General features: G+C 47.8%; 24 protein-coding genes and 2 pseudogenes. 3 read left to right on the top strand and 23 right to left on the bottom strand.

Annotated features, from left to right (window positions below; translation table 11 throughout):
• Nucleotides 1-16: 16 nt before the first annotated feature.
• The 23 genes and pseudogenes from AB5903_RS03555 to hxsD all read right to left on the bottom strand — a co-directional run bounded on the left by AB5903_RS03555 (nt 17) and on the right by hxsD (nt 21,904).
• Nucleotides 17-625, bottom strand: coding sequence for an RloB family protein (locus AB5903_RS03555; RefSeq protein ID WP_272194187.1), 609 nt, complete (start codon nt 623-625; stop codon nt 17-19).
• A 4-nt stretch (nt 626-629) separates the two neighbouring features.
• Nucleotides 630-1,928, bottom strand: a complete 1,299-nt coding sequence (locus AB5903_RS03560) for an ATP/GTP-binding protein (RefSeq protein WP_272194188.1) — start codon at nt 1,926-1,928, stop codon at nt 630-632.
• 361 nt (nt 1,929-2,289) lie between these two features.
• Nucleotides 2,290-2,973 (bottom strand): annotated as a pseudogene (locus AB5903_RS03565) (hypothetical protein); the annotation flags it as partial.
• Between the two features lie 13 nt (nt 2,974-2,986).
• The gene (locus AB5903_RS03570; RefSeq protein ID WP_149923446.1) at nt 2,987-3,748 is read right to left on the bottom strand and encodes a DUF5045 domain-containing protein; all 762 of its coding nucleotides are present in this window, start codon (nt 3,746-3,748) and stop codon (nt 2,987-2,989) included.
• A 76-nt stretch (nt 3,749-3,824) separates the two neighbouring features.
• On the bottom strand, nt 3,825-4,583 hold the full coding sequence (locus AB5903_RS03575) for a site-specific DNA-methyltransferase (protein WP_149923445.1): 759 nt from the start codon (nt 4,581-4,583) through the stop codon (nt 3,825-3,827).
• A 156-nt stretch (nt 4,584-4,739) separates the two neighbouring features.
• Nucleotides 4,740-5,462 (bottom strand): hypothetical protein, encoded by a 723-nt coding sequence (locus AB5903_RS03580; RefSeq protein WP_007569256.1) that lies wholly within the window; start codon nt 5,460-5,462, stop codon nt 4,740-4,742.
• Nucleotides 5,459-8,014, bottom strand: a complete 2,556-nt coding sequence (locus tag AB5903_RS03585) for a hypothetical protein (protein ID WP_192910180.1) — start codon at nt 8,012-8,014, stop codon at nt 5,459-5,461. The genes AB5903_RS03580 and AB5903_RS03585 overlap by 4 nt, the downstream gene beginning before the upstream one ends.
• 33 nt (nt 8,015-8,047) lie before the next feature.
• Complete coding sequence (locus AB5903_RS03590) at nt 8,048-8,458, bottom strand: DNA-directed RNA polymerase subunit alpha C-terminal domain-containing protein (RefSeq protein WP_149923443.1); 411 nt, start codon at nt 8,456-8,458, stop codon at nt 8,048-8,050.
• A gap of 23 nt (nt 8,459-8,481) precedes the next feature.
• The gene (locus AB5903_RS03595; RefSeq protein ID WP_149927841.1) at nt 8,482-11,187 is read right to left on the bottom strand and encodes a DUF87 domain-containing protein; all 2,706 of its coding nucleotides are present in this window, start codon (nt 11,185-11,187) and stop codon (nt 8,482-8,484) included.
• A gap of 106 nt (nt 11,188-11,293) precedes the next feature.
• Nucleotides 11,294-11,590: a DUF4133 domain-containing protein gene (locus AB5903_RS03600; protein WP_007569249.1), complete on the bottom strand. Its 297-nt coding sequence runs from the start codon at nt 11,588-11,590 to the stop codon at nt 11,294-11,296.
• A gap of 12 nt (nt 11,591-11,602) precedes the next feature.
• Complete coding sequence (locus AB5903_RS03605) at nt 11,603-11,968, bottom strand: DUF4134 domain-containing protein (protein ID WP_149923442.1); 366 nt, start codon at nt 11,966-11,968, stop codon at nt 11,603-11,605.
• A gap of 74 nt (nt 11,969-12,042) precedes the next feature.
• Complete coding sequence (locus AB5903_RS03610; RefSeq protein WP_149923441.1) at nt 12,043-12,369, bottom strand: DUF4134 domain-containing protein; 327 nt, start codon at nt 12,367-12,369, stop codon at nt 12,043-12,045.
• Between the two features lies 1 nt (nt 12,370).
• Nucleotides 12,371-12,820: a hypothetical protein gene (locus tag AB5903_RS03615; RefSeq protein WP_149923440.1), complete on the bottom strand. Its 450-nt coding sequence runs from the start codon at nt 12,818-12,820 to the stop codon at nt 12,371-12,373.
• Nucleotides 12,821-13,061: 241 nt separating this feature from the next.
• The gene (locus tag AB5903_RS03620) at nt 13,062-13,949 is read right to left on the bottom strand and encodes a toprim domain-containing protein (RefSeq protein ID WP_149923439.1); all 888 of its coding nucleotides are present in this window, start codon (nt 13,947-13,949) and stop codon (nt 13,062-13,064) included.
• A gap of 81 nt (nt 13,950-14,030) precedes the next feature.
• Nucleotides 14,031-15,155, bottom strand: a complete 1,125-nt coding sequence (locus tag AB5903_RS03625; RefSeq protein WP_022347367.1) for an AAA family ATPase — start codon at nt 15,153-15,155, stop codon at nt 14,031-14,033.
• Nucleotides 15,133-15,507: a helix-turn-helix domain-containing protein gene (locus AB5903_RS03630; protein WP_004294465.1), complete on the bottom strand. Its 375-nt coding sequence runs from the start codon at nt 15,505-15,507 to the stop codon at nt 15,133-15,135. Before AB5903_RS03630 ends, AB5903_RS03625 begins: the two co-directional genes overlap by 23 nt.
• A 197-nt stretch (nt 15,508-15,704) precedes the next feature.
• Nucleotides 15,705-16,349, bottom strand: coding sequence for a hypothetical protein (locus tag AB5903_RS03635; RefSeq protein WP_149923438.1), 645 nt, complete (start codon nt 16,347-16,349; stop codon nt 15,705-15,707).
• A gap of 257 nt (nt 16,350-16,606) precedes the next feature.
• Nucleotides 16,607-17,737, bottom strand: a complete 1,131-nt coding sequence (locus AB5903_RS03640) for a site-specific integrase (RefSeq protein ID WP_007569236.1) — start codon at nt 17,735-17,737, stop codon at nt 16,607-16,609.
• A gap of 210 nt (nt 17,738-17,947) precedes the next feature.
• Nucleotides 17,948-18,634, bottom strand: coding sequence for a glycosyltransferase family 2 protein (locus AB5903_RS03645; RefSeq protein ID WP_368117653.1), 687 nt, complete (start codon nt 18,632-18,634; stop codon nt 17,948-17,950).
• A 78-nt stretch (nt 18,635-18,712) separates the two neighbouring features.
• Entirely contained in the window at nt 18,713-18,961 is a 249-nt protein-coding gene (gene hxsA2 / locus AB5903_RS03650; RefSeq protein ID WP_007843129.1) for a His-Xaa-Ser repeat protein HxsA2, read from the bottom strand.
• 37 nt (nt 18,962-18,998) lie between these two features.
• Nucleotides 18,999-20,138, bottom strand: a complete 1,140-nt coding sequence (hxsC, locus tag AB5903_RS03655) for a His-Xaa-Ser system radical SAM maturase HxsC (protein WP_007843130.1) — start codon at nt 20,136-20,138, stop codon at nt 18,999-19,001.
• A 6-nt stretch (nt 20,139-20,144) separates the two neighbouring features.
• Nucleotides 20,145-21,569, bottom strand: coding sequence for a His-Xaa-Ser system radical SAM maturase HxsB (gene hxsB / locus AB5903_RS03660; protein ID WP_007843131.1), 1,425 nt, complete (start codon nt 21,567-21,569; stop codon nt 20,145-20,147).
• A gap of 2 nt (nt 21,570-21,571) precedes the next feature.
• A complete protein-coding gene (hxsD, locus tag AB5903_RS03665) occupies nt 21,572-21,904 on the bottom strand; it encodes a His-Xaa-Ser system protein HxsD (RefSeq protein WP_007843132.1) in 333 nt (110 codons plus the stop codon).
• Between the two features lie 495 nt (nt 21,905-22,399).
• On the opposite strand from hxsD, the pseudogene traK reads away from it, so the two are divergent.
• The 3 genes and pseudogenes from traK to traM all read left to right on the top strand — a co-directional run.
• Nucleotides 22,400-22,801 (top strand): annotated as a pseudogene (gene traK / locus AB5903_RS03670) (conjugative transposon protein TraK); the annotation flags it as partial.
• 13 nt (nt 22,802-22,814) lie between these two features.
• On the top strand, nt 22,815-23,198 hold the full coding sequence (locus AB5903_RS03675; protein ID WP_149923624.1) for a hypothetical protein: 384 nt from the start codon (nt 22,815-22,817) through the stop codon (nt 23,196-23,198).
• Nucleotides 23,199-23,270: 72 nt separating this feature from the next.
• Nucleotides 23,271-24,419: a conjugative transposon protein TraM gene (gene traM, locus AB5903_RS03680; RefSeq protein WP_055171907.1), complete on the top strand. Its 1,149-nt coding sequence runs from the start codon at nt 23,271-23,273 to the stop codon at nt 24,417-24,419.
• Nucleotides 24,420-24,423 lie beyond the last annotated feature (4 nt).

A 24,423-nucleotide genomic window follows, 5' to 3' on the forward strand; every position in this document is an offset into this window, starting at 1 on the left:
TTTGTAAATGTTAAATCTATAACTCTATTTCATTGAGCAATCTTATCACCTTATGTACCTCCGAATATGCCTTCAAATCCTCTGGCGATTCCTTGCAGAGTTGGCATAACTTTTCTGAGTTTGATATAGCTCGTTCCAAATCACCATTCTCTGTCAGGTATTTATAGAGGTTGGTGCGTATGAAATATCGTTTTGTCTTTTCATATCCCGGCATATATTTCTGCAATTCGGGAAGCAATTGTTCGTAACTTTCGTATTGCCGACAAACTACATTTGGTAAGAAGTGGAGTAAGAACCAAAATTCCGTACAAGGATTCGTCTCTACAAACATAATCTTTCCGGCATATTTTTTCTTGCTATACTCTTTCTTTGCTCGTTGGTACAGTTGCATTTCGGAAGGATATTGATACAGCCTGTCCATATCAAACAGGCATACAATATAATCATATTGCTTGTTCAAGTAAGATTCCACCAGTTTCAGTATATGATTGATGTCGCTGTGCTGCGGAAAATCCGGAGCGACCTTGAAAGGATAGCGACACGCAATTCTCAGAGAATCGAAATAGAACCATTCCGTTTCTCCTTCGCCTATGATGGCGATACTTTTTGTTACTGTCCGTCCCATATCATTAGTCATTCAGGTTGATATACTGACTACCCAAGAACGGCAACTTTACCAATTTTCCCTGCTTGTAAGCATTGTATGGGGAAAGATTCTTATGCAGTCCCAAAGAAGATAGGCGTACTATTTTAGTTTCGCCAAGTTCGTCTTTGTCGGTGAACCATATCGTATCACGGCGAATAAAATCCTCGTTGAGAAGATTGATGTCGTGTGTGGTCAGAAGCATTTGGGATGTTCCACTACTATTTGCCAGAAAGACTTTCAGGAAATAAGCCAACAGTTCATAATGAATACTTGTCTCCACTTCATCAATGGGCACAAACCGATTGGTCTTTAACAAGAAATTCAGTATCACCGCCATTCCCAAGAACCTCATGGTGCCATTGGACTCGTATTCTTCCGACAAATCATATACTTTATCGCCTGCCTTATGCCTGAAGGTCAATTCCGTATTTGTAATTTTCCCCTTTCTAAGCATTTCAGCCTTTGCATCTTTATCAATAGGGGCATTCTGAATCAGTTGTTCCAATTCAGGGGTAATCAGCTCTTCCTCTTCGTTTAATACCACATCTTCTATATTGAAATCGGACGCTTTCAGGAAATTTAAAATGAATTTCTTCAAATCTCCTGCCTCGTCTTTATCCAATCGTGATTTGACATATCCCGAAAGCAACATACCGGGAGCCAATACATCTTTTACCTGCTTGGCAAAATAATCGTACACATCATTCAGCCTTGTCCGTTCCACGTTGCTTTTGCCAAACGCGGCAAGCACACTGCAATTATTGATAGTGTTGCCGGAAATCACATCCTGGCTTTTCTTCGTCATTTTCAGATTTACGCCAAAGTCAATGGTCGTGGAATCTGTTGCGGCATCATAACTTCGGTTGTACAGCTTGGTCGGGCGAATGGAATCATAAACAATCAATGTCTCGGAATAGATATGCTTTGCGTCCAATTCAAAACTAAGGATGTACTTCGACTGGTTGATATAGAACACCATTGACATCTTTGTCTTCTCGTTCCTTGAGGTGTCATCCAACATGAAAGGGACAACTCCGGTTTTCTCAGTCCTGTCTTTAGGCATTCTCAAAACCAGCATCTTGAAGAATTCAATGGCATTTAATATATTCGTTTTACCGGAAGCGTTAGCACCATAGATGATGCCCACTTTCAGTAATCTTACACCGTCCTTAACTTCATACGAGTACTCATCAGACATAAAAGTATCTGCCGATGGTTCAAAACTGATTTTCTGAACCGACTTAATGGAGAAAAAATTCTCAATGCTGAACTCTGCTATCATAATCGTTGATTTTATCTATTGTATGGTGCAAAGATACAAATAAAATCTCATACAACAAATTATAAATACGATTATTGTAGAAAAACTACGCAATACAAATATAAAATCAGTGAATATCTATTTGTTGTGGTTATAAATTAACCGTCTGATTATCTCCGGAAGGTGTTGACTGATTTGAGGACGGTAAACGAATGTGGATTATGCAGCCAAAGAAGTTAATTGTCCTATGCCATTTGCGCCATCTCTTGATTCTATTTACGATGGCTAAATAGTGATGCTAAAATGGTACTAAATTACAAAACTACTTTTTTATACACGCTATAAAATATAGTAAATCAGTTTATTATATAATTTTATATCTTGTCGCCCACCAACCGATACGGAACACCACCAAGGCGATAAGCATGATGATTTTGTCTATTCCCACGATGACACCCGAAGTCAGCGAGGTGAACCACAGCTTCGCCGCATCCTTCTCCATGTTCGTTACCTCGTCCACACCCGTCTGTTCCATCGTCGCCTCGATAAGGTTTGGGTCCGACGTACCCGTATGGGCGACATCGGCCTGTGCCTGCAGGGCAGTGTACATCGTGTCTCGCACGTAAATCAATTCCTGCACCTCCTCGAACTTGTCCGAGATTTGCGAGGCTTCGGCCTCGTACAGGTCATGGGTGTAACTGCCGACACAGTTCGGTATGTAGGAGAGGAAGTCCAAAAAGCACCAGTTGCTCCCGCTGTTTGCCATGCCCGTATCTGCCGGAGGATACCACCAGCAGAGGATAAGCGACACGGCCAACGGCCGGAAGAGTTTCATCACGTCCAGCGGCTCGTGTTTGACCATCATCTTGTACGCCATGCCTGCCGCCATGATGATGGCGAATAGGGCGGCCAGTGCCATGCACATTTGAAGAATCCACCAGAATGGACCTTGCGAGCCGGTAAAGGTCGCATCGGTCAGGAACTCGTTGGTCTGAAAAATCACGTCGTCGATTTCCTCTTCCAAGAGGTCGATACCGAAATCCGAAAGAATATTTCCGTCTGCCATACGTTGTGTGTTTTTAGTTCTTTACCGTCTCGTCTCCGTTTCCCGTATCCGTGTCACCGCCCGATTGCGCTCCTCGCACAGCGAAACGCGATTCGTTCCACCGGCCCATCGCCTCGCGGACGATACCGCCCTTGTCCAGTCTCCGGTCGGCGGTTGCATTCAGCAGTCCGTTCGCAACTGTGGCGTTCTGTCTTCGGGCAAGGTAGCCGACCAGAATCTCGTTCTGCCGTACCACGTCCTCGTAGATCCGCAGGTACTCTTTCTTTCGTTGCGCGTTGGGCATGTAAGCGTCCTTGGTGGCGTCGATGGCACACTGGTACACGTGGTAGTATTCCGTCCACCGCTCCCTGTCGTCCGTTGTGCCCCCGGCAAGGAGAATCCGGTCTATGTTGCACTGAAACCGCTCCATTTGAGCGTTTATCTTATCGCCCTCGGCCAGCCATGCGAGGTCGATCTGCCGGTCGGCCACGTTCAGCGCCTCGATTTCGGCCCGCTTGACCAATGCCGAGTCGATGGCTTCCGCTTCATCCGTCTGATTGTAGAGATTGACACCCGCCAGCGTGCGGAACGACAGTTTGTTCTTGCTTGCCGCCGACTTCTTGTACTTGTTGTGCAGCAGCGTGTAATAGAGGTCGGGCGAGAGTGCGCCCGTGCCGGTCTCCATGACCGTAATCTGGTTCTGTTTCGGCGAATCATGGTTGTAAGTAACCGACTGCGCCTTGACACCGCTCGTTGCAGCAGTTGCGACTGCCATGAGTAAGAGTATTCTGTTCATATAAACTTCCGGTTATTCGTTATGTTACAGTTATTTGTATCGTATAGTCATACTTTTTTTTGAGTTTCCTTTACAGTCATAGATATTGGTATTCATTCCTGACCCGTTTCTCTCCCAGCGAGAAATGTGTCTCGTCTTTTTCAATGCAAATACATTTTCTATTCGTATAGATACAGGCGATTGCGGTGCTCATGCTCCCCGATGCAAAATCAAGGACAGTATCTCCTTCCTTTGTGTATGTTTTTATCAGATACTCCAATAATGCAATCGGCTTTTGGTTGACATGAATCGTTTTGCCTTCCGATTCCGCTGTCTTGAAGTATATCACACTTCGTGGATACCTTGTCCCTTTGTTTTCATTCCTAAATGTAGGATTGGGTACATTGTTTATTCCTGTCCAGTTGCTTCCTCTCTTCGTGCGGTTCCCGTAAGGCTCACCTTCCTCCATGATTGGATAATAAGGGGTGCTGCCTTTGCCAAAGACACTTATTAGCTCATGTGCTTTTAGAGGTTGTTTTTTAGCGAGAAGAAAATTGCTTGCCTTTGACTTTTCCCAAACCCAGTCATATTTAAATTCATCTAAATTGCCGCAGCGTAGAAGGCTGCTGAACGGTTCGCTGCCAAATAAGACCGTAGGTGCATTTTCTTTCCTGACTCTCCTGATCTCTTTCCACATTTCCGGGAACGGTATTATTTTATCCCACTGTGAAGCTGTAATTCCAAAAGGGGGATCGCATAAAACCAAGTCGATACTTGATTCCGGAAGAAAAGGCATTACTTCAAGACAATCGGCCTTATATAACGTAATGTCTTTCGCAAAAACAATCTTTTCCATTGCATCAATCTGAATGTCTTTTTATCCCTTGGTTATAATCCCAATAGGCTTGTTCGTACTAAAAATTCTTTCTCTGTTTTTATTTCCCGATGTCGATGGCATGGAAGTCAAACTCCAACCTGTAGATGGTTTGCCTTCTTTCCCTTTTATCGTTCATTAATAATCCAGCCGTCCCGCTTTGCGCCATCGTCCGAAAGCCCCGTCAATAATCTCCTTGACCTTGGGACGGTAAATCTTCGCTTTCCAGTAACCGATACGTACCTGTATGTACCGCCACGTCTCGATATACGCCCGGTTCAGGTGCCGCTCGATGTCGTCCAGCGACGTGTTCACCGCTTCCAGCACCATCAGCAGGTCGGAGGTCGAACATTCTGCCGCCCCTGTGGCATACAGCACGAGGTCACTGACCGATTTGTAAAGCTGTTTCCCGTCATCGGCGATGTCCCGTATTGCCTTTTCGTTGATGGCCAGTATCACGGCATCGCCGGGGTCGATGCGCCCCCGTTTCACGATTCTATCGTTGAAGTCCTCCAGCAGTCTCTTGTAATCGCCGATACGGTCGCTGACCGCCGTATAGGTGCTTTTCACGTTCAGCACCGTCCGCAAGGACTGGTACATCACGTCGATGACGTCGAAGGCACGGGTGTAGCGGTCCAAGTCCACATTCAGTTCCTTGTACTCGCCGACCTCTTTGCGGCTGTACTCGTGCAGCAGCTTGTTGCTGTATTCCAGCGTACTGCGGGCCAGCAGCAGACTGCGTTGCTTCTTGTGGTCGTTGATGTAGGCTTCTACCGACACGATGTCGAACGTCCATTGCGCCTTGGCAATGCCGGGTAGAAGTGCCAGCAGCACGACTGCCATCAGCAGGGCACGTTTCATGGCCGCACCTCCTTTCCGCTGTCTTTGCCGTTCCTGCCGTTTCCGCTCCGCAGGTTTCGCGCATTCTCCACCCAGCGTTCGTGGCATTCCTCCACGAGCGTCAGCCTGCGTCCCTCGTCCATATCCAATTCGGGCAGCACGTCTTTCAGCACATCGATGATGCTCCGTTTGTAGTGCATCATCTTCTCCAGCGACACGAGGTCGGCATATATCATCGTAATCCGGGAATCCACTTCCCGTGCGATTTCGAGCCGGTCACTCGACCACAGCAGATGGTACACCTCCCCGGTCGGAGTCTCTTCCAATGGTGGGGTACGGGCATATTCCGTCGTGATCTTGCACGAAGGATGCTCCCGTGCAATCTCCGCAATACGGTCGTTCACCAGTTTCGTTTTCTCCGCGTCCGACAGGTTAGGGTCGAGCGTCAGCACGTCGGCCACATACGTGTCGGTGTATTCCGTGGTCAGTTCCCAACTGATCTGCACGATGGCACGGTGTATCTTGATACCGAGGAAATATTTCGGTTTGCGGGCTATCGAGACCGTCGCCTTGAACGTGATGACCCCGTTGATGTTCGGCATGGTCGCCTTACGGACATAGGTGTAGCCGTTCCACGCCCCGCCGTCCTGCCACGACAGGCTGTAAGCTGTCTTGCAGTCCTGCATGATGGCCGGTATGCGGTAGTAGTCGTCCGTCGCCACGTCGTTATCGCCCGCCGCCTCGGTTTTCGCATCGGTGTATTCCCGTTGTTTCTTCTGCCATTCGGACAGCTCGCTTTTCAGGCGGTCTATCTGTGTCTTGTTCGCATTGTACTGCTGTCGGTACACCGCCGCATCTTCCACGCTCGCCTCGGAGATTTTTTTCAGCAGGTCGGCATTCTCGCTCTCCAACGCGTTGATTTGCGACTGGATGGCGGCTACCTGATTCTCTGCCTCCTGCAGCATGGTGTCCAGCTCGGACAAGTCCAGTTCGTTTTCCGTGACCGTGGTCTGCATGGCACACTCCTTTGAATGGGCGTTCAGGGATTTGCCGCACGTTCGGCACTTGTACTGCGTCGTGCCCTGACCGAGCGTAGCCCCGTCCGAACAGGTTACACTGATGGTCACGCTCTCGCAGCCTTGCAATTTCGCGGCGTCCGTCGCCTGATAATAGTTCCGCGCGTCAGAAGCTATATAATAGGTATAACCTTCCTCGTTGTCGTTGAACTCCGAGAGTCGGGCGTTAAGCCCGGCTTTGAACGTGTTCAGGTCCATCGAGTAGGAATCGAACACCTCTTCATAGACGACCTCTTCCCGGTTCCAGCTTTTCTTCACATGGATTTCGTAGGCGTATGCCTTCTTCGTCTGTTTGCCGCCCCGGCTGATGATATAGCCGTTCTGCCAGTAGTTGATACTATAGGTATAGCCGTCGTTCTGGTTGTTGAGCTGCTGTACCCGGCTTCTCGACCAACCGGCATACCGTTCCGAATTGGCGAGCGCCTGCTCCCGTTGCGAGGCATTGGGATAGAAGTCGGGATCGGTTGTCTCGAAACGCGTCCATTCGCCGCCGTTCAGTATGCTGTTATCGTCCGTCGGCGGGTAGTAGTCGCACAAGGCGATACTCCCTTGCTCGCGCCGGGCGATATACCACCGTTGCGTGTAGTAGTTTCCCGCCGTCTCGTCCAGATAGTCCGTCATCCAGGAGGTAAGGTCGTAGTTGCTGAAATCGAACAGTCCCGCCACGTTGTCCTCACCGCCCACCATGTCAATCAGCAGGCCGCCGAGGTCATGCTCCGCCTGCTCGAAGAGCGCACCGTAATGGTCATACAGGTCAATGACCTTGCTGACCCTGCCGCCCATCAGCTCGTGGAACGAACTGGTCTGCAGCAGGGCGTCGCCGATATTCCCGATACCTGCCGAGGCGAGACCGACGCCCATGTTGTAGAGGTTGTCGATGTCGTGTTGCAGGTTCTCCTTGGTGAAATTGCCCGGCACGCTGGCGATGTCGTCCAGCATGTGCTGCCAGTCGATGTCGCCTATCTCCGAGAGTTTCAGTAGAGGGGCGATGTTCCGGTTGATTTCCAGAAACACGATGTCCGAAAAGCCCAACGTGCTGTTCGTCACTACACTCTCGAACTGCATACACAGACTTTTCGTCTCGTCACAGATTTTCATCAGGTAGCTGCCCCAGTAGATAGCCGTTTGCGGTGAGCGGAGCATCAGTTTAGCCACCACCCATATCTTGGGTATGATTTTCTCCGAGACCATACGGTAAATGCGGCGGTAGTAGTAGTTCTCCGTACTGCTGTTCCAGATACCGAGGTCGGAAAAGGCTTTATGCTCCAAGAACTTGGAGGCAAAAATCCCCGCCGTGGCCACTTCCGCCGCATTGTAGTGCTTGAGTATGTCATCGACCTGCTCCCGGTAATAGCTTTCCGCCACGGCTTCCGTACCGAAAGCGGTAGCCATTGCCGCCACGGTACGCGCATCGTAGTTCACGCTGTAATACTGCGCGTGGATGTGCTGTACGACAACGAGCGACAGGAGCATAAGGATAAGTGACAGCCGTTTCATCATGGATTCCTCCCCGGTTAAAAACAGCCCCCGTCAACGGCGCGTCATGCCTCTTAGTGCACGTATCAGTTCGTCGGCCTCATATACGGCGGAATTTGCCACCAGACGGTGATGTATGAATACCTCCTTGGCTATCTCGTACCTGCGTTGTTCCCACTTCGCTTCTTCTTCCTCGTCCTGTACGGAACTTTCTATGCCGGCGTATTCGTCCAGTTCCTTACCGAGCATCCCCAACCGGAGATTGTATCTTTCCAGAACATCCTCTATTTCCTCAATGCTTTTTCTACCCATGTCGCGTACCCTTACCAAGTCCTTTCCGGGCCATTGGCACAAATCCCGGATGGTCTTGATGTCGAACTCACGGAATATCCGCTGGATACGGGCTTCATATTTGCTCCCGAACTCAAGTGTCTTTACACTTTGGCTAATGTCTATCTTTTCCATTTTCTGTAATTGATAATTGATTGTTATTGTTTTACATGAAGGTTCAATACCTGCCCGGCCTCGTTGACCTTTTGGGCGAACGGTAGGGACTTCCCGATACCGCTGGCGTTCCAATCCCGGCAGTACGCCTCGATAGCTTCCTGATGACTGCACCGCAGTTCCCGTTTATAGAGTTTCAGGGCTTCTTTCTCCGCCCGCTCCGTGGTGTAGGTCATGTAACATTCTCTTGGTTCTTCCACGCCGTACACGCCGCTGGTCGTCCCCCGGCGGATGAACACCTCTCGGAAGAAGCTGCGCCCTTCCTTGTTTTCCAGCCGGTTGATGGTGAATATCTTTTTGCAGTCCACGTCGGTAAGTCCGAGAATAGCCTTGATTTCATCGAACCGCTCGCGGAACTTGCTCTGGTCAAGCAGCATCACCACGTCCGAGTTGTTGATGATGGCTTCCTTGACGATGGGGCTGCCGATGATGTCCTGTATCTCCTGTGTCACCACACCGACCGAGGCCCAGAACTTACGGGCCGTCTTGTACATGAATTTGATGTATTCAGCCATCAGCGGGCTGGCAATGGCCTTCCATGCTTCCTCTATGACCAGGACTTTGCGGTTCTTCTTGATACGCATCTTCTGTAAGAATACGTCCATGATAATCAGTGTGACAAGAGGGAACAGGAGAGGATCATCTTTTATACTGTCGATTTCGAAGACGATGAACGTCTCATCGAACAGTGAACTGTCCATGTTCTCGTTCAGCGTCTTTTCATGATTGCCGCCCCGGTAGAAGTCCTTCATCATGTAACGGTACGTCGATATGTCGATGCCCGAAATGTGGTTCTCGGTACAGATGTCGGGGATGCGCTGTACGGAAAACTCATAGAACGAGTTGAACGACAGCTCTTCCACTTTCAACTCCTTACGGCGGCGTTCCATCTCGTCAATCATGCGCTCGATACGCCCGGCACGCTCTCTTTCGTCCTCGTCCCGCTTCTCGGTACGGTTGCGGTCGTCGATGAGCAGCCCCTTACGCAAATCCTCCCGTTGTAGCGGCGTGAAGCCGTCGAAACCGTTGAAAAAGGTGTCGTAATACTCCGTGATGACCTGTTCTATCAGGCGGTCCTCCGTCTTCGTGACCGTACCCTGCGAGCCTTTCCAGATGAGCAACACGAGGTTTTTCAGGAAGCCCGTTTTCTCCACGTTCATCTCCGCCCGGTTGATGCGGAACGGGTTCATCGTGATAGGCCGCTCTTCCGTATAGCTGATGTATTTGCCGCCCAGATACTCGCAAAGCCCCTCGTAGCTGTTACCCGTATCGACCATCACCACGTCCGTGCCCTGCTCGTAAAGCTGGCGCACGACCGAGTTCATGTGGAAGCTCTTGCCGCTGCCCGAAGGACCGAGACAGAAAAAGTTCGAGTTGTCCGTCAGCTTGTTTTTCCCCTCCTTTCCCGTGATGTCGATAGCCACCGGCACGCCTTGGCGGTCTGTGTAATAGATTTTCAGCGGTGTCTCCTCGCTGTGCTGTATGTGCTCCTTATACATCAAGCACATCGCCGCGTCACCCAGCGTCAGGAAGCGGTCATAGTCCTCGTTCATGCCGTAGCAGTTGCCCGGAAACGAGTTCACGAACAGTTCCAGTTGGTTGTACGCCCTTTTGGAAATATGGATACCCATACGTCCGAAAGCATTCTCCAAGTGGTTCGTGCATTTTTGCAGGTCCGTATCGGCCGGTACGGCGACGATCAGGTTGAAATGGGTGTACACGAGCTGCTTGCTTTCCCGTGCGATGACCTCCTGCACCCGCTTGATGTCCTCCACGGCCATCTGGTTGCTCGGATTGGGAATACTGGCGTGCCGGTTCTTCTTTTTGTCCAGCAGGGCCAGTTCCCTTTTCTGATTGGGCAGGAAGACAATCTGGTTATAGACGACCGTCTCCGCATTCGGAATGTTGTCGATGGCAGCCAGCAGGTCCACGGGCATATCCGTGTTATTGACCTCTATATTGGTGTAAGGCCGTATCAGTGAAGGCAGTGCGGCGCAGTCCACATCGACAAGGCTATATACCTTGCAGCGTTTGTCGCCCATCGAGACCGTTTCGTCGTCCGCCTTGAAGTTGGTCATCGACACGACCCGGTCCTTAAAGTTCATGGCGAAATAGCGGTCCACGTATTCGCTCGCTTCGGCTTTGTTCAGGAACCTGGCCTGTACCCCGGCATCGTGCAGCTGGTCATGCACTTTGCGTATCTTGACCAGAAAGTCGCGCCACTTCTTGTTGTCGAACGAGAACAGGCGGCTCTTCTTCGCCTCCTGCGTGATGGTCAGGTAACACACGCTGTCCGTATAGTTACGCCCCTTGAAGTAACGGAAGTAGGCCGATGAGAGGAACTCGTGTTTGTCCCCCGTCTCGTTCTCGAACTGTTTCCGGATGAAGATGTCCTGTTTGTGCAGGGCATATCCTTCGCCGAGCGTCTGTGCGAGGGCGGTGAAAAGGTGCGTGAACTCGTAGTAGCTGTCGATGTTCGCACAGTATTTCTGCACGGGATTCTCTATTTTCAGGATGGCTGAATATTCGCCCGTCTTGGTGTACAGCACGCCCACGCCGTTCGTATCTTCCACGGAAAAATAGATGTCCTGAAAGATACGCTTACGCTTGCCTCCGGTACCGAACGTATAGACCGACAGGGCCATGCCGGCACACAGGGCGATAAAAAGTAGAATGATGTACAAGGTCATTTCAAAATACAATAAAAAAGGCCGGTCCGCCCGGATTTCAGGCGGCCGGCCCGCGTTCAACATTCAACAAGACCACACGTTGCCCGTGATGGTTTTTCTTTTCTTCTCACAGTTTCTTCGAGTGGGCGTAGATATACACTCCGCGACCGTCTTTCTTGGTATGCAGCCCTTTCCGCTGTTTGAGCATGATAAGCGCAATACCCGTCGAGACGACCGCAACCAGCACGACCAATCCGGCCACGAAACCTACAAGACAGTAGGCGATGATAAAGCCGACGATGGCTCCGCCGGCAACGCCCGCCGCCCAGTAGATGTAGCGTCCCTGGATGCCCATGAACTCCAAAGGCCGTTGAAGGCCCTTGAACAGCGGGTAGTCGGGATAGCGTTCGTCCTTGCCTTTCATCGTGCGGGAGGTTTATGCACCGATACCGAAGAACATCGGAAGTGCTTGTGCGGCAGCGATTAAGAAAATACATGCGCCAACGACCATCATAATCTTCTTCTTCACGTCCTGTTCCTCGTTGTTCATGGCGATGTACACCGAGATAGCGCCTACGATAGCCACTACACCGGCAATGGCGTAACACAGTTTGACCATGATGGGGACGTACTTGGCGATTTCCTCGGTCACGGTCGCCAGTGCGGTCGTACCGGCGGAGTAATCGCCTGCGGAGTTTTGGGCCATGACGGCCGTCGTGCCACACAGCAACATCAGTGTGAGCATCTGTACCTTTTTAGCAGAAAACATTCTTTTCATTTGTCTTTTTGTTTTTTGAAACATGATTATTTATTTTAGGGTAAGTATTGCAGTTCTTTCGAATCGTTATGGCGGCACCTCATTCCTGCATCCCGTTTCTATATGCGATAGCCGAAAAAGGCAGGAAAGACGAGGAACGCACCGATCAGGAACAGGCACGCGCCCACAAGCGTTACGACGGACTTGGTAATGCCGTCCTCGCCCGTGTTTATCTTTACGTAAATCTGGAATCCGGACACAATCACACAAATCCCGGCGATAGCACAACAGAGAGCTTGGACGTAGAACATCATCGTTACCACGTAGTCGTGCATCGTCGCCAGCGCATCCGCCCCCCAACTGTAATTCACACTGCCGCTTTTCGCCAGAGCCGAACAGGGGATGATGGAACAAAGCGCACATAGTATCTTCTTCGTTTTCGACATCTTACAGCTTATCTTTGACAGGTCTCCATTTCAGGCTGGGACGGTTGTCCAAGCGTCCTTTGGAAATCATTGCCTTATACATCTCTTCGTCGGTAAAGCCGTCGGACAGGTAGGGTGCGACTTTTTCCATCTGTGCCTCTGCCTTGGCTTTCAGCCGTTCGAGCCGATCCTTGGCTGTTCCATCTTTTTTCCCGGTGTCGCCGTTTTGGGCGGCAGGCGAAGCGGCAGGTACGGCCTCCGTGCCGTATGTTTCATTTCCGATTTTGAACCCGGTCTCGTTCTCCGAAACCTCGACACTCTCTTCCGTGGCATCCATCGGACCGAGGTCGAAAACTTCTTCGTCAGTCTTCTCCGTTCCCTTCTTTCCATACAGGTCACGGGTAATATTGACCGCGTAATAGACGATGTACAGCCCCGTCAGTACAAGGGCGAATATAAAGTATGAACTCATCTGTTTTTAAGTATGAAATTAAACTTTGATTAAACTTTAAAAGTACGGTTGCAAAGAAAAATATTATATTTGATGTAACAAAAACTCTTTATATCAAACAGTATTTTATTACATAGAAATAAGTTTGAAATACTAAAATTGAACTTTAATTTCGTACTTTGAGGTATCGAAGCAGAAAAATCGAGCATAAAAAAAGCCCTCCGGAAGGAGAGCTTTCAAGGGAGAGGGTAACGATGATGCCTTACCGTTTCTTTCCGCGCAGGTAATCGTTCAGGTCCTTGTATTCGAGATAACGGGGTGCTTCGTTGCGTACCCGCCCGCCATACATGCCGGCGATGGTCTCTTCCGTTTTCTGCCCGGCGAGATCATTGTCGAGATAACAGTGGATTTCCTCGTACACCTGCAAGTGTTCCAATGCTTTTTTCAGGTTGTTCACCGAGTTCATCACGAGATAATCGCAAGATGCGTCGATGCAGACCGTATCATCACCCGTCTGTTTCAGCGTCAGGTAAGAGAGAAAATCCATGAAGCCCTCGAACACGCAAACCCGGTTCTGTGTTTCATCACGAGAATGCCTGATGACAGAGATGTCCTTACACCGGATACAGCCCTTATAATAAGGATTGCGCACCTCGTACCCGCCCGCCGCGTTACCGAAGGCAAGGGCGAAGTAGCGCCGTTTACGTAATTCATAATGGACCTCCCGGCAGAACATGCGGCCGATGTCCCCGTGGATTCCACGGGATTGGAGGTACGAGAGTAGCGCATGGTGCTGCAACGGCACGACGAGCACGTCCTTCATGTCGGCTTCGACGGGACGGGGTGTTGTCCCCGGAATCCGCACTCTCTGTATCGGGGCAGCATTTTCATGCCTCCCGATACAGGCAAGCACTTCGCTCACGCTGTTCGTCCGGTACAGGTATTTGCCCAGTTCCACAAGGTCGCCGCCCGTCGCTGCGCCAAAGTCATACCATTCGTTGAGCCGGTCGTTGACCTTGAACGACGGAGTGCGTTCATCGCGCAGCGGTGACAGATACCAGTATTGTTTCGATGTCACACTCTGGGGATGGTAGCCGAGACTGGCGAGATAGTCCACGATACGCAGTTGTTTTGCTTCCGCTATGGTCATGTCATTTTCTTTTCACTTGTTTTCAAAAAACAGTTTACTTTGGTTTTTCTCCTATATATACCCGGACCAAAGTAAACTAAATTATTTTTCACCTTCCGCGTCCTCGCATTCTTCGTCGAAAAGCAAGGCTTCGGTCGGGGTCACATCGTAATAAAAGAGCTTGTCCCGTTTGACGATCAGCTTCAGGTTTTCCGTCAGGTATTGCAGCAGTTTTATCATGACGCTGCGTCCCCGTTTGAACCCGATAGCCTCATAGGAAGCCATGAGAGCCTGCAGCACGTTCTCGAAACCTTTGATGGGCCTGTCCCCGAAAGCGGCGGAAAGTGCCTCCCGGTGCTGTTCGATGGACAAATCCATGAAGCTGCTCCGGGCTTTCGGTCTTACGCTGCCGTCAAACGAATAGTTATCCACCATGACCGGCAACCCTTCGTCATCAACGGAAAAGGCGAACGGTTTGAACTCCTTCTCGCGGATATGCAGCGCATGAACTTCACTGATAACGGGATTCTCCGCACTTTTGGTGATGACCAGCACCGTTTCCGCCTTATTGCTCATTTCTGTACCGATATGCCCGCGCACATTGTTGTCACCTTTGTTCAGGTGCAGCACACAATGGATATGCAGGTCGTATTTCGACGACCACTCCATCATCTTATTGATGACCTCCACCGATTCGCTGGTGCTGTTGATGTCAAGCATCAGGTCTCGGATGCCGTCTATGATGACCAGCCCATACCCCTTGTTCTGACGCAGGGCATAGTCGATAACCCCGATACGGACGGCAGGAGTGTATTCCCGCAGGCAAATGAAATCGAGATTCTCGTTGTCTGTCGTGGTGGGCAGCCCTGCCAGGCGGAGAATGCGTTCCAATACGTTGTGGCAATGGAAACGGCTCTGTTCAGTGTCCACGTACAAGATCCTACGTTTGCCTTCGGGCAGGTGCGCCCGGTAGTTCAAGACCTGCCGGCCCGCCAGCGACGCGGCGACGATGGCCGAGACGTTGAACGTCTTTTTCGCTTTCGCCTTACCCGTCGAAGCGCTGAAATTACCGAGCGTCGCTATGGTGGAGTTGTCAATCCATATAATCTGGGGCGGAGTCTCGTAGGTGTCCGTGGCCTTTATTTGCGACGCCGTGAGGATATCCGACAGGCGGTTCTCGTCCAGCTCCGCCCACGAGTTACGGTCAGTTCTTTTTTCGTTTTCCATAGCGCTTCTGGTTAAAGAACGGTTGGGTTGCGGACACTTCCGTCGCCATACGCATGGCATCGTCCACCGTAGGTTCGTAGTTTTGCAAGAGCCACGCGTCCAGCTCTTCCTTCGCAAAGTAAAGCATCTTGCCGCGAGGCTTGTAGTGCGGGATTTCCTTGTTCGATGTGAGTTTGTACAACATACTTTCGGACACGCCGATATACATGCACGCCTCTTGAAAAGTGAAGACCTTCTTGGTCGTGTAAATGGTATTTTCCAGCAAAGCCACACGCTCCAACAGACCTTCCACCGGTTCCAACTTCTTGAGAACCGCTTCTATGGCGGTCAGCCGTTCGCTCAACCGCTCCATAAATGTTGTTCTGTTTTGCATAAATACATGTTAAAATTAGACAATGGAGAGTTACCTCCGTTATGCAGCGCGCTAACGGAGGTCAAAGTTATGTGATGTGAACCGGACAGCCGGAAATACCGGCGTGATACTATGCACGTATCACGGCAACTGTCACTGTTTTATCTTTCACATACTTGGCTTTTTGGCACTTCGTGTCATATTTTCAGCCGGCTGACGGCTTTTCGTATGCCGAGGTTTGCCGATGTAATGTTGTTCCTCGCCGCAGACAGGGCGGACGAGAGGCTTGAAGCGGTAACGTATCTTGTGCCGTCTTTGGACAACAGGAACCGCCCCTTGTCGAGAACCGACTGCCAGTGAGGCAGGATGAAGGTGTTTTCGAGCAACGCGTCGAACAGGACCGCCACATGGCGGATATTGTTCACACGTATGCAGAAGTCCTTCTTGCAGGCAAAAAGCGCTTCCATGTCCTCAATGCGGAGTGTGGAAACGCAAAACAGATGATAAGCGTTGGCGCAAGCCACAATACCTGTCATCTGTTCACGGGAAAAATTACAACCGAAGGAGAGAGGTGGATCGTTTCTGGAATCTTCTATACGTGAAGAGCCGAACCATACTCCGGCAATGTCATACTTTCGTTTCAAGGCCATGCACTCCTCGAAAGAAAATGTTTCTGCGGTAAAGAGGCTTTTGACGAGACTTGTGCAATCGATCAACAGCCCTCTGATGATATGGATGTTCATTTCATGGCAATTCCTGCAAACCGCACTGTTGCAGTCGATGTACCGGTGACTGTTTATAAAGTCATCCACATAGCGGCCATACCGTTTGCCGCCTGCCATGACGTCTTGAAGATAAAGCTCCCTCGCTTCGGAGAGCAACTCGTAAAATTCTTCCGCTACATCCTGTTCCGTAGCGAAGTGGTGCAGATGTGGTCTCCCTTCAAAAAAAGAGAGGACCTGTTGTTTTGTCCTTTCATGTCGAATTGTTTTTATGGGTTTATACTTATTATAATAGTGGCATTACTTCGACTATTTGAAAAGTCGGAGAAAAGCCGGAAATATTTACCTGTAAATTGAATTTGACATGTATAACTACATCAGTCGAATAGCCCGTTGACCAAATTGACTGCTTCGTCTTTTTTCTGGTTGATGATTTTGGCGTACACCTGTGTCATTCTCACGGAGGTATGACCAAGCAGCTTCGATACGGTATAGAGATCCGCACCGAGCGTCAGCATCATGGTCGCGAATGTGTGCCGGGCTGTGTGAAAAGTAAAACGTTTGGTGATTCCGGCCGCTTCGGCCCACGGCTTGAGATACTGGTTGATGTTTGAAGGCAAGCTGAACACATGGTCATCCGCCGCCTTGTCCTCACGCTCCGGCATCCACTTCAACGCCTCGTTGGAGAGTGGCAGGTAGATCGGTTCTTTGGTCTTCTGCATAGCCACCGCCAGACGGTATTGGCCGTTATCAACAAAGACATTCTTCCATTTCAGGCCGACAATATCACTGATGCGCAGTCCGCAGAAGCAGGAAAACAGATAGGCGTTTTTAACCCTCCCATCCTGTACCGGAGTGGCAATCAACGCCCGTACCTCTTCGATGGTCATATAGGACCGCACGCTCTCCGGCATTTTGGGCTTCTCCGATTTTTCCATTTCATTAAATGGATTTCTCAACAACCGTTTAGCCCGGACGGCAGCGTTCAGGGCACCGTTGAATATCTGATAATAGGTATTGCGTGTAGATGCTGCTATCGGCTTTCCTTTGGGGCGGAAGGTCGTCAGCATGTAGTCGATATAGCCTTGGCAAAAAGCGAGGTCAACCCGATCCAACAAAAACCTTTCCCCTGCATATTCTTTCAGGATATGGGTAACGGCCTTGATTTGACCGATGCCTTTCTTGTCGCGTTTCTCTTGGTACTCCAAATAGGTTTGCATCCAGTCCAGCAGATAAACCTTATCTGTATGATTCACGATACCGGCTTCGCCGCTGGTCAGTTCGATAATGCGTTTCGACTTGATGGCATTCGCAGCGGCCATTGTTATTTCATTTTGCCGACGGGTATTGTTGTCCGTTCCCGGGATAAGATACAGCTTCAGGTACTCGTATGTCCGCTTGCCATTGCGGTATATATCCAGATACAGACTTTTGCTGCCATCGGACAAATCCTTCATCCGAAGACGGATGGGTTCTTTTACTTTTTTAGGCTTCTTTATTCGTGGCATAATCGTATTCTTTCATTCGTTCTTTTTCGTATGCAAATGTACGAATTAAAACCGAAATCAAGAAACAAACAAGGAACAAAAATGTACCCAAAAAGAACTAATTAACAGAAAATAATGAAAACAACTGAAAGAAACGATTTCTTTATAAATATCTGATATAAAGCCTATTTACTTGTACTTATTTGGATTTTATTTTCATCTTTAATATGTCTATTTGTTTATTGTATAATATACTATTTGGAATCCGTATTTTGTAGAACGTAAAAGTTTTATTGACGATGAAAGGTTGTCATATCTCGCAGGACAATATATTTCTTGTATTTCATATCCTTTAGAAAAGGCCGCTATAATAATCTGATTGTCAAATATGAAATCATTAGAGAAATCATGATACTTAATTGAGACTAATACATTCTTTCTGTATGCCCTATAACCTGTATGATATTCTGACAAATGTTTCTGAAAACAGAAATTTTGAAATTTTGTGAGTATTCTATTGCAGTAATACTTATATAGTGGCATACCATTTCTTACAGCTTCAAAACCCTTCATCATGCGAGATGCAAGAACAATGTCCGCTCCTTGTTCGATTTTTCTAATAAGTGAAGTTATCAAACGCGGGTCATACTGATAATCGGGGTGCAGCATTATTACGATGTCTGCATTTAATTCCAGCGCTTTATCATAACATGTCTTTTGGTTGGCACCATATCCAAGATTTTTGTTGTGCTTTACGATATGCTCAATACGACATTCTTTAGCTATTTTCAATGTATCATCAGAACTAAAATCATCTACCAAGACAATTTCATCAACAATCTCATTAGGTATTTCTGATATTGTCTTTTTTAGAGATTTCGCACAATTATAAGCTGGCAGAACCACAACGACTTTCATAACTACATTATATTTTTAAGTTTCAAAAAGTGCGCCCGATATAAAATCAGGCGCACCGAAAATCATTTAGCTCACAACTCATCTGCTCGAATAGTGAGAACTATGCGAACGATGCGAACTGTGAGAGCTATGTGAGCTGTGGGAACTGTGACTTGCGAGCAGATTAAACTCGGCAGAAGACTGTTCCAACACCAATGTCTGTTCTTGCTGTTGTTCGATTTGAGTGTCGCTGTTTGTCACTTTGGCGACAATCTTTTCTCCAACAGAAGTACAGTAGCTCGCTCCTGCAAGAATTGCAGAGACCGCAAAGAACAAGAGTTTCTTCATTGATACCTCCTTCTTTTAAAGTTTGACAATCAGTTAACTAACACAATATATCGGATGATATATGCTTTACTTTTTTAATATGGGAACTATGTGCATTTCTATTGGATTCAAAGAATCCTCCACATTGACCTCTCAATACACATCCTTCACATTCCGGAATATAAATATCCTTCCAGTCCGAAATAGATTGCTGAGCGTAACGTCTGATGTCTTCGGGTAAAACGCATAACTGCGCATTATAGATATAAGGTTTCATTCCTCTGTCTGCAAGTAACAAAACCGCTTCCCTTAATTCCGTATTATAGTCATAAGGGTCTATCCAAAGTTGGTCGAAATTTTCTTTTGCCAATCCGGTTGTTTCCATCTGCATAAAAGCAACCTGTGCAACGAAAGGAAAGTTATGGTAAATGTAATCTGCAAACTGAGGCAATCGTTTATAGGTTTGCTTATGAACGACTATTCTAATTCCTATCCTTTGGTGGAACAAAGCAAGGTTATATAATCCTTGAACGGTCTTATAAAATGTTTTTGCGCCAACAATACGATTATGTTCTTCTGCAATATCTGAGAAAAGCGGAATATCAATCTGCAAATCATGGTGTCGGCATTTTGCCAGTTTCATTGCATATTCCTTATCAGCAAACTTAACTCCATTTGAAAGAATACTGATAGCTGTTTTAGGAAGCTCTTTCTTTATATGGTTTATTAAGACAAATAAATTGTCTCCAATAAGCGTAGGCTCTCCGCCAGTTATACCTATTTCTTGAGTGTGTTTATCAAACAAAGAAATCAGTTTCAGATTGAATGGCGTTTTGTCCTTTTCTTGCAGTATCGGTGGTTGTGGACACATTATACAACGATGGTTGCAACGTTCAGTCGCCATAATTGCATTATGATTGGATTCAATTTCATACACAAAGATTATCTCTCCCTGCTTATTGATAACGACGATATCTCCCTCGTGAAAATCGGTTATGTCATTAACCACACAATAAGGCTTCCCATTATCTGTAATGGTTTCCTTTGTCGTAATTGTCGCAACATATCCAAACGCAGGAATTGATGCGTCTTTATTAACCCATATTTCGTTGGAACGCTGAAACATATTTTTGCCGAAAGTTACTCGCCCAACAATGTCTTCTTCTATATTAACCGGCTTTCCTTTAATCTGCTTCATAACTGTTCAATTTAACCAAGACCAAAAAATTTTGTTTATCTCCGGGTCGTGTTTGTGCAACAATTCAAACAAATAGTGTATGATGGATTTTGTCTTTTTGCACATTTCATTGGTAGGTCTGAAACCTACCATATCCCCTTGTTCGGACATGTTGCGTACAGGATCAGCCCCACAATAAGGTTGGAACACGCAATCAGCACAGGCTGGCAAACATTCAGTGCAAGCTGAAGAAATAATGTGATGTAAAAGCTCTCCGTTGAACATTTCCTGATAGCTGTTTTCATTCACGTTGCCCAACCTAAAATAATAGTTCTTGAAACGTGCCATCATTCGGGCCTCGTCAGACACATATACACTTCCGTCATAATCATAGATAACTCCTGCAATGCCAACGCCTGCAGGAGATTGCAAATCGACAAAACCTGTGGCAAAAGGCGTGAGCATCCTTCTTAAGAGCAGAGCGGCAAATCCCTCTACAAAGAAAGTTCCTTTCTTATTCAATTCTATGATATAGTCAAGTCCTTCTTTGTAGTTCTCTATGAAATCTTCTATGGGGTAAGCTATCTTTTCCTTGTATTGCTTTGCAAATCCGTATGGATTCAGAGACCGCAAGAATATACTGTTGAAACCTAAACGGATATATTCGTCAATAATATCCTTAAAACGTCCCAAACTATATTTTGAGGTTGTCATAAGCGCAGACGCACAATCATTGTTTCCCCATATTTTGCGTATCATCGCAAGGTTCTTTTCAAATATAGCATGATGGTCTAACGCTTTATCCTGCAATGGACGGTTAGTGTCGTGCAAATCTTTTGGACCATCCAGCGAGGTTGAAATCATACAGTTGTGTTTCTTCAAGTACCTCACCATCTTTTCATTCAACAAAGTCAGATTGGTACAAATAACAAAATCCAATTCTTTCTTCTTGAAAAGATTTTGCCATTCGGCTTCTTCTATGATGTATTTCACCATATCAAAGTCAGTTGAAGGGTCTCCGCCTTGAAACTCTATCTTGATACATGGTGAAGGTGACTGGAAGATTGTTTTGACCACATTCTTAGCAGTCTGTTTTGTCATATCGGCAGAATGGTCATCCCTGTTTTTTCGCGCAACCTGACAATAGATGCAACTGGAATTGCAGCGTAATGTTGGAACTACCATATGCAAAGAGGTAAAATCACGAAGTATGCTTTTCTTCGTACGAAATTTTGTGGCAAGCATTGAGACTACATCTTCCACCTTGTCTGTCGTAGCGATTTGTTTCGATTCAATGTCATAAAACAATTCACTATGTATGTCCAACTCTCCATTCACAAAGCGATGAAAATCTTCGTTTTGCAGAAAGATATATTCTCCTACTTCATTTGTAAGGAGATACTCATCTTCATTAAACCGCTCAAAACGAAATGGTAATAATTGATAGTTCATAGTCATTTTGAGTTTACAGGTCTAAATGCTTCTTCTACAATCATATCTCGAATATGACCAAATTGCTCATTGACATTATGTCGAAGTTGTTGGTCTATCAACTCATTGCAAAACTGTTTGGGTATATCCACGGTTAGAATGTTACCATCTTTGGATTCAAAGATGACTATCACGATATTGGGGTTATTCCCATCTATTTGCTGATGAATATAAAACAAATGTGAAAACTTATAGATAGCCGCTGTAATCACGTCTTTAGAGTACAAGGCTAAATCCACTGATACTTGAAATTTGCTATTTTCAAGCTCTATGACTGGAAATTGTATTGTTGCCATAACTGACCCTCCGTCTTCCAGCCCCTCGAAGACCTCTTATTATTAAACACCGAAGCGTGGAACTGCAGTGCTACCACATTCTGATTTGGAGGTCGTAGGAAAAACCTTTAGCACGGATATGGTAATAGCAGCCCACGCTATAGCGTGAGAACCACTATGCCTTCCTTGTGCTAAATTTGAAAGTTTCCTACGTTTCCAAATCACAAGATAAGCATAACGCTTCTTCTTCTTTTCGTATGTCTTGGAAAGAGATGTCTCAATCCGGCTACAAAATTAGATAAATTCGGCGATAATCTTCTTAATTATAATGGTTTTCTTTTTGTCTGTGGCAAAATTTATATATAAACCAAATATTGATATGCTTTTATTCTGAACGAATGTAACTCACACAGAGAGTGTGTTCTTTTTAATTCTTATAAATTACTCTTTACGTGGCTATTTTGTTACTCTTGTATTGTTGTACTGCTTTTATTATTTGTATTTCAGATATTTAGCAATAATATAAAGAAAGTCCACCACTACTTCTTTACCCTCGCTCCCGATGACAAGTACATCCGCTATACGATGGAGAAAGCGATGTACCTGGTGGACGAAACGGGCTTGGCACAGTACAACACGCTCAAGGAAAAAGGCTTCTACTCGAACATCTTGGGAACGAGTGCCGTCTTTTCGATTTTCTGCGACAGTATCGCCTTCAACAAGGAGAAGATGGAGTTTACCTACTACGGGAGGCAGCGTATCGAACGGCGCAGCAATATCCTGATGCGCGAACTGGTTACGGCGGGACAGCTCAAGCGTGTACCCCGGACGGAGAACAACCCGCACGGGCTGCTCATCGTGAACTGGCGCACACTGCTGAACAAGGACATCGAGCAAAAGACGAAAAGCAACTATTAACACCATCAGCCCTATGAATATCAAAGGATTCAGACGTATGCTGTTCGGCGAGAAGATGCCGGACAGGAACGACCCGAAGTACAAGGAACGCTACGAACGCGACGTGGACGCCGGACGACGCTTCGCCAAAGCGACACGCATCGACAAGGCAGCGGCCAAGGTGCAGGGCTTCGCCAACATGCACCGGACGCTGTTTCTCGTCATCGTATTCGGCTTCGCCATTTGCGGGCTGACATGGAATATTTACCGCCTGACGGTGGTGTACCGCCATCATCCGACCCGCCGGACGGCCACAGAGATGCAGGATTCCGTGCTCCGGGAACGGCATAAGATGCTTTCCGCACCGCATGTACGAAGATTCGATACGAAGGAAAGCGGTACGGAAAGGCCGGAATAGAGCGGCAGGTTTCTGAATATGCCGTTCGAGAGAACTATAAGCAAGTATGTGCAACTCAATTAAAGGGAAACAATGGACAATATCTTCAAGAGAATCAATTTCAGGCAGCCGAAGTATATGCTTCCGGCTATCCTCTATATTCCCCTTCTCGGCACGTCGTACTTCTTTTTCGACCTGTTCCATACCGAGAAGGCAGAGGTACAGGACAAGACGCTCCAGACGACCGAGTTCCTGAATCCCGAACTGCCGGACGCCCAAATCAAGGGCGGCGACGGTATCGGCAGCAAGTACGAGAACATGGCCAAATCGTGGGGCAAGATACAGGATTATTCCGCCGTGGACAACATAGAGCGGGACGAAGCGGACAATAACCAAGAGGAATATGAATCACAATACACCGAAGAGGACATCGCCCTGCTTGACCGGCAGGAAAAGGAGAAAGATCTGGCAGCGGAAACGGCCGACGCCAAAAGGCGGGAACAGGAGGCTCTCGCAGAACTGGAAAAAGCACTCGCCGAAGCGAGGTTGAGAGGACAACGGGAGGTCATGCCGTCCGAAACGGACAGCACCGCAACAGCGGCTCCACCGGACACGATAGTGCAGGCCAAGGGAACCATCGACGAGGAGAGCCGTTCGGTCAAAGCTCCTTCCGAGACAGACAAGGCGAGCGAAGTGGTGAAGAAGGTAAAGACGACCTCGGACTACTTCAACACACTGGCGAAAGACGCACGGGAACCGAAACTTATCAAGGCGATCATCGATGAAGATATCAAAGCTGTGGACGGGTCGCGTGTGCGGCTGCGCCTGCTGGACGACATCGAGATCAACGAGAGCGTGGTCAGGCGTGGTACTTACCTGTATGCCACGGTCAGCGGTTTCTCATCCGGACGTGTAAAAGGAAATATCAACAGCATATTGGTGGAGGACGAACTGGTCAAGGTCAGCCTGTCAATCTACGATACGGACGGACTGGAAGGACTTTACGTGCCCATCAGCCAATTCCGCGAGACGAGCAAGGACGTGGCGAGCAGCGCCATGTCGGGCAGCATGAGCATGAATACGGGAAGTTACGGGAACAGCCTCGCCCAATGGGGTATGCAGGCGGTGAACAATGCCTATCAGAAGACGAGCAACGCCATCAGCAAGGCTATCAAGAAGAACAAGGTGAAGCTGAAATACGGGACGTTCGTGTATCTGGTGAACGGACGGGAAAAAAGGTAAAGCC

Origin of the sequence: Bacteroides sp. 2201st1_D9_2201SCRN_220225 (assembly GCF_040928965.1) — a bacterium.
Taxonomy (GTDB): Bacteria; Bacteroidota; Bacteroidia; order Bacteroidales; family Bacteroidaceae; genus Bacteroides; species Bacteroides stercoris.